The following is a 4,762-nucleotide window of genomic DNA, read 5'->3' as shown; positions in this document are numbered from 1 at the left end:
GTGTAGTTCCCTGCCGCGTTATTCGCTCCGGGCGTGACTTGCAACGAGAGCGCGATGCTCTCGCTGTTGTGTCCGTCTGCCTCTGCCATGCGTCACCAGAACCAGAGGTCGCCGGTGTGCTGAGCGGTCGGTTGCGCAGACTGCACGAAGATCGTGATGGCCTGGTCGTTCGTGACCTTCGCGACCTGGTCCATGACGGTGTTGATCGCGTCCGCACCGTCTTTCACGAGGTCGGTGGACGGGTCCACGACCGGGTAGCCTGCCGCGGTTGCGTCGTCTCCTGCTGCCATGTCTGTGCCCTTCCTAGGTCAAGTTCGAGAAGTCGTCTTCGAGTGCGTCCCACGTGGTCGTGGTGTCGCCGTCGTCCCACGTCACGGTGTCGGGTGCGAGAGTCCACGCGCCGGCCGGTGTGTCGATAAGGCCGCGCGTGGTGAGCGACATCTCCGCGGACGCGAGGTCGAACCGGACTGCCGAGACGATGCCGGTCTGCGTCTGCGTGTACGGGGCGACGATGCGCGCACCCATGTACGGGCGCACCGCGAAGTCGTTCAGCGCCGTGGTGGTCATCACACGGCCGCGACCCTCACCCTTCGAGAGGATGTACGCGGCAGCGCCGGGACCCGGATACGGTCGGCTGTCGAACTCCACGAGCTGCGTCGGCGAACCGTCCCCGGCCGCGTCGTAGCGGGTCTGCGTGATGCCGTTGACATCGGTCCACGTGTACTTCACGACGACGGAGTTGTAGACCGTCGTCGGGTCCGTGAGGGTGACGGCGTCCTGCAGCGCGGTCGCGTTCGACTGCTGCACGATCGCGGTTCCGGGTGCGGAGTAGCTGGACCCGTCGACGAGCCGCCACACACCGTTCTCGTCACAGAACAGGCTGAGGCCGGCAGCGGCGAGCACCGGGTCGAGCATGTCCCAGTACGACTCTCCCGGGCTGACGGCGAGCGAGTCCGGCGACCGGTCAACGACCGGTGTTCGCGTCGACGTGGACGCGTTCGCGGTGCCGTCCCACGAGTACGTGTAGTACTCGTTCGCGGTGGTCGTGCCGTCCCAGTAGGCCAGTTCCGTGGTGTCGTCAGTCTCGTACGCGCCGAGCGGGTTGACGCACACGAGCATCGAGCTGATGTTCATCTGGAAGCCGGCGGCGCGGGCGCCGGACGCGGTGGCGGCGACGCAAATCGCTGCCGTGTTCGATCGAAGCGCGAGAGTGCCGGACAGGCGCGTCCACGTGCCGGACGCGATCGCCTGCGAGCAGATGACGGTCGATGCGATCTCGTGCCCGGTCGAGTCGAACTGGTCGACGGTGATGTTGGCGGTGACGGCCGCGTTGCAGTCGATCGAGAGCGCAGCGAACAGGATGCCGCCGGTGACCGAGACCGTGTTCGACGTGTTGCCGCAGAACCAGAGACCCGGGCCGGTAGTGGCTGCCGCCCATGTCGCCTGCTGGAACTTGCCCGACGGGTTGATGCTCACACTGGTGTTGTTGTTCGCGTTCTTGCTCGACGTGCCGAAGACGTCAGTGACGGACGCGGAGGACTGTGTGCGCGGATCCGGGACGAGGTTCGTGAGCTCCTGCGCCGTGGTGACGTCCGCGTCAACGGAGGAGGCGCCCAGGGTCGCCGTCGTGCCGATGTCCGCGAGGACCGCGTTCACGACCGCGATCAGGCTGGACTGGTGCGCCCGGTAACTGATCGACGACGTCGTGCGGTTCGCTTCGGTCTGCAGGCTGAACTCGTCCGTGGTCAGCGTGACCGCGACCGTGCCGGCCTTCCAGTCGATCGTGCGACTGCTGATCGCCAGCGATGCGGACACGGCGTCCTGCGAGGTGAGCGTGCCGGTGGCTTCGTCGTACTCGTACAGCGTCGCGACGAGCAGCATCCTGAGCTTGTTGCGCGGGTCGAGCGCCTCGAGCGCGGACGTGTCGAGGCTCGGCGGTCGACCGTCCAGCATCGGCAGCGTGAGCGTGAGGTTCGCTTGCAGGTACGGCGTCCATCCCTCATCGAACGCGACCGTGCCCGACTCGACGTTGAAGTAGTGCGTGGTCGTGGTGTCGGTGACGGACACGTCCACGGACTGATACCGGAGCAGCGTCATAGCGACTTCCAACTGAAGTCGATGACGAACGCGGCACCAGTCGTGCCGTCCTGCGTGACACCGATCTGCCCGAGACCGAGCAGCACAGTGCCGGTGAGGAAGTGATCCTCATCGGTGAACTCGACGCCGAGCTGCGCCGCCTGCGCGAACGCGTCAGCATCCGACGCCGACTCGAACACGACCGTCGCCTTGCCGCGACGGATGCCGGGACCCACGTTCGTCGTCGTCGGGCCGCCGATCGCGTCGTTCAGAACCGAGTGGTCGACTGTCGCGGGCGTGTAGTTCCACGACAGCACGTTGACGATGGCCGGCGTGTAGACCGTGCCGCCCGCGTCGGTGAATGTGCTGCTCATCCGCCGGCCACCTTCTTCCCCACTCGCTCGTTCACGGTCACGGTGAGGCTGTGGTAGCCGGACGTGAGCGCGTTCAGGTCACGCTTGAACTGGGCGTCGTCGAGATCCGCGATCACCTTCACGTGCCGCGTCTTCGTCAGGTCGTCAAGGTGGCTCTTCGCCGTCTTCGTCGACGCGGATGCCGTGACCTTCGCGGTGCGGCTCTTCGCGGCATCCTTGATCTCGCTCTTCGCGGCGCTGGTGTCGGCTTTCACCGGGACCGTGACGGTGCCGATGTCGCCAGCGCTGATCCCGTCCTTGAGACCCTTCTTGGCGTCCTTGCCCGCCTGGTTCCACTGGTCGATCATCTTTTGCTTCTGCGCGTCCGGCAGCGTGAGGAAGCTCTCGAGCTGCTCGGGCGTGAAGTTCGACTCGGCGAATTCCTTGCCAGCAGCGGAGAGGCCCTCCGCCGTCAGCGTCTTTATCGTGTCCGGAAACTTGTTGTAGGCGTCGAGCACTTCCTGCATGTTCTGCCGCTCGGTGTCCCAGTTCACAGCCTGCGACTTCACGTAATCGTCACCGGCCGTCGCCGCGTCGGAGAACGACTGTTTCACGGTCGAATTCCAGTTCGTCTGATCGGTCTGCGCTTCGGCCATCGCCTTGGCGTACTTCTTGTATTGCGCGACGGTAAGGCCGAGCGTCTCCGCGTCGGCCTTCTCTTCCGCTGCGGCCTCCTTCGCGGCCTTGATCCGCTTCTCGAACACCTTCGAAAGCTCGGTTCCAGCGTCTGCCGATTTCTTCGCCTGTTCTGCGTTCGCCTTCTGCTTCTCGGTCAGCTGCGCGGTCCCGGTGATCTGCTGCCACATCTGCGACAGAGCGTTGTCAGCACGCGCCTTGCGCGCACTCGTGTACTTCTGATCGTCGGTCTTGATCTGGTCGTCTGTCGCCTTCTTGAGCTTCTCCAGTGCGGGCACGCTCGTGCCCGCGATCGTCGCCGCGACCTCGCCGAAGTCCATGCCGAGCAAGTTCGTATCCCGCGCCAGCTCGGTGAGTGTGATGCCGTACTCGGAAGAGTCCTCAGCCCACGCCTGAATCGTCTTGCCGAAAGCGTCCGCTGCGGGGTTCGCTTGAACCCACGCCTTCACGAGCGCGTTTGCGCTTGCCGTGACGGCCTTCTCGTCGGTGTCTGCCTTCTCGAGCTGCGCTGCGAGCCACGCGATGAGACCGCCGAGCGCGGCAGCCGGTAGCGCGACTTCCGGGCCCATCATCATGCCCATGCCGGCCAGTGCGGTCGCGGCCGCGTCAGCGCTTCCGGCTAGGCCGTTCTGATTCGAGCCCAGTTCGGTCGCGAGCATGCCCGCACCGAAGCTCGCGTTCATCTTCAAGCCTTCGGCGAGCTTGCCGCCCTGATCACTCACCTTCTTTATGCCGGCTGCGGCCCGAGTGCCGGAATCCGCCGTCTCGTCGAGCGCCAGATTCAGACCGCCCTGCGCGGCTGCGAGCTTCGCACGATTGATCTCGTCCACGAGACCTTTGGATGCGGAAGCGGCGTCCTGCGTCGCGAGCTGTGCGGACTTCATCGCCTCCTCGAGCTTGGTGCTGGCCTGCTGCCCGTCCGGCCCGAGTTGGTTGAGTTGGTCGACGAGGCTGCTGTACTCCGTGCTGAGTGCCTGAACTGAATGCACCGCGGCCTTCGTGTCGGAGACGACGGCGATGCTTATGGACGCCATGTCAGCTCTTCCCTTCGAAGGCTTCGTAGACGGTGCGCATGAACGTCTGCACCCAGAGAGATGCGATGCGCGGGATAATGTCGGCTGCGGCCGGGTAGACGGTCCAGCCGTTGCGGCGGAGCGGCATGAGCTCGTGTGTGGTGTGCCGGAGGACTTTCTGCGTGCCGTGCTTCGTGCGTCGGCGGTACGCGGTCAGTCGGTTCCGGTTGGCGCCGAATTCCTCGTTGCGTGCGAGCTCGGCGGGTGTGGCGCCGCCCTTCATGCGACGGCTGGACGCACCCGACGTGAGCATGACGTTCTGGTTCGACACGTTGAGCTTGGCTGTGTCGCCGAGCACACGCGTCTGCAGCGGGTTGCCTTGCAGGTGGGCGTTTACGGCTTCTTTCCACTCGGGCGTCGCGAGCTCGCGGGTTGCCTGCCGGATCCGCTGCTGCATCGTCTTGTCGATGATCTGGAGGCCCTTGACGGTCGCGTCCAGGGCCTCCGTCGTCTTCGTTGAGATGCTCACCAGCGACCCCACCGGTCGTTCCCTTCTAGGACGCGGCGGTGATGGTCGGCTTGCCCTGCACGGGCAGCGTCGCGGTGGTCTCGGCGAATGCGTTG

Annotated in this window: 5 protein-coding genes; all 5 read right to left on the bottom strand. The window is 65.4% G+C overall.

Annotation, left to right across the window (positions count from 1 at the left end):
• Nucleotides 1-92: 92 nt before the first annotated feature.
• From H623_RS0101305 to H623_RS0101285, 5 genes are read right to left on the bottom strand one after another with little or no spacing between them, the layout of a single operon-like run.
• Entirely contained in the window at nucleotides 93-290 is a 198-nt protein-coding gene (locus tag H623_RS0101305) for a hypothetical protein (protein WP_022899135.1), read from the bottom strand.
• A 13-nt stretch (nucleotides 291-303) separates the two neighbouring features.
• Nucleotides 304-2,097 (bottom strand): hypothetical protein, encoded by a 1,794-nt coding sequence (locus H623_RS0101300; protein ID WP_022899134.1) that lies wholly within the window; start codon nucleotides 2,095-2,097, stop codon nucleotides 304-306.
• Nucleotides 2,094-2,450, bottom strand: a complete 357-nt coding sequence (locus tag H623_RS0101295; protein ID WP_022899133.1) for a hypothetical protein — start codon at nucleotides 2,448-2,450, stop codon at nucleotides 2,094-2,096. The genes H623_RS0101300 and H623_RS0101295 overlap by 4 nt, the downstream gene beginning before the upstream one ends.
• A complete protein-coding gene (locus H623_RS0101290; protein ID WP_022899132.1) occupies nucleotides 2,447-4,159 on the bottom strand; it encodes a hypothetical protein in 1,713 nt (570 codons plus the stop codon). The genes H623_RS0101295 and H623_RS0101290 overlap by 4 nt, the downstream gene beginning before the upstream one ends.
• A 1-nt stretch (nucleotide 4,160) precedes the next feature.
• The gene (locus H623_RS0101285) at nucleotides 4,161-4,679 is read right to left on the bottom strand and encodes a hypothetical protein (protein ID WP_022899131.1); all 519 of its coding nucleotides are present in this window, start codon (nucleotides 4,677-4,679) and stop codon (nucleotides 4,161-4,163) included.
• Nucleotides 4,680-4,762 lie beyond the last annotated feature (83 nt).

The organism is Humibacter albus DSM 18994 (genome assembly GCF_000421825.1).
In the GTDB taxonomy this organism is placed as follows: domain Bacteria; phylum Actinomycetota; class Actinomycetes; order Actinomycetales; family Microbacteriaceae; genus Humibacter; species Humibacter albus.
This window is presented reverse-complemented; position numbering and strand designations above follow the sequence as displayed.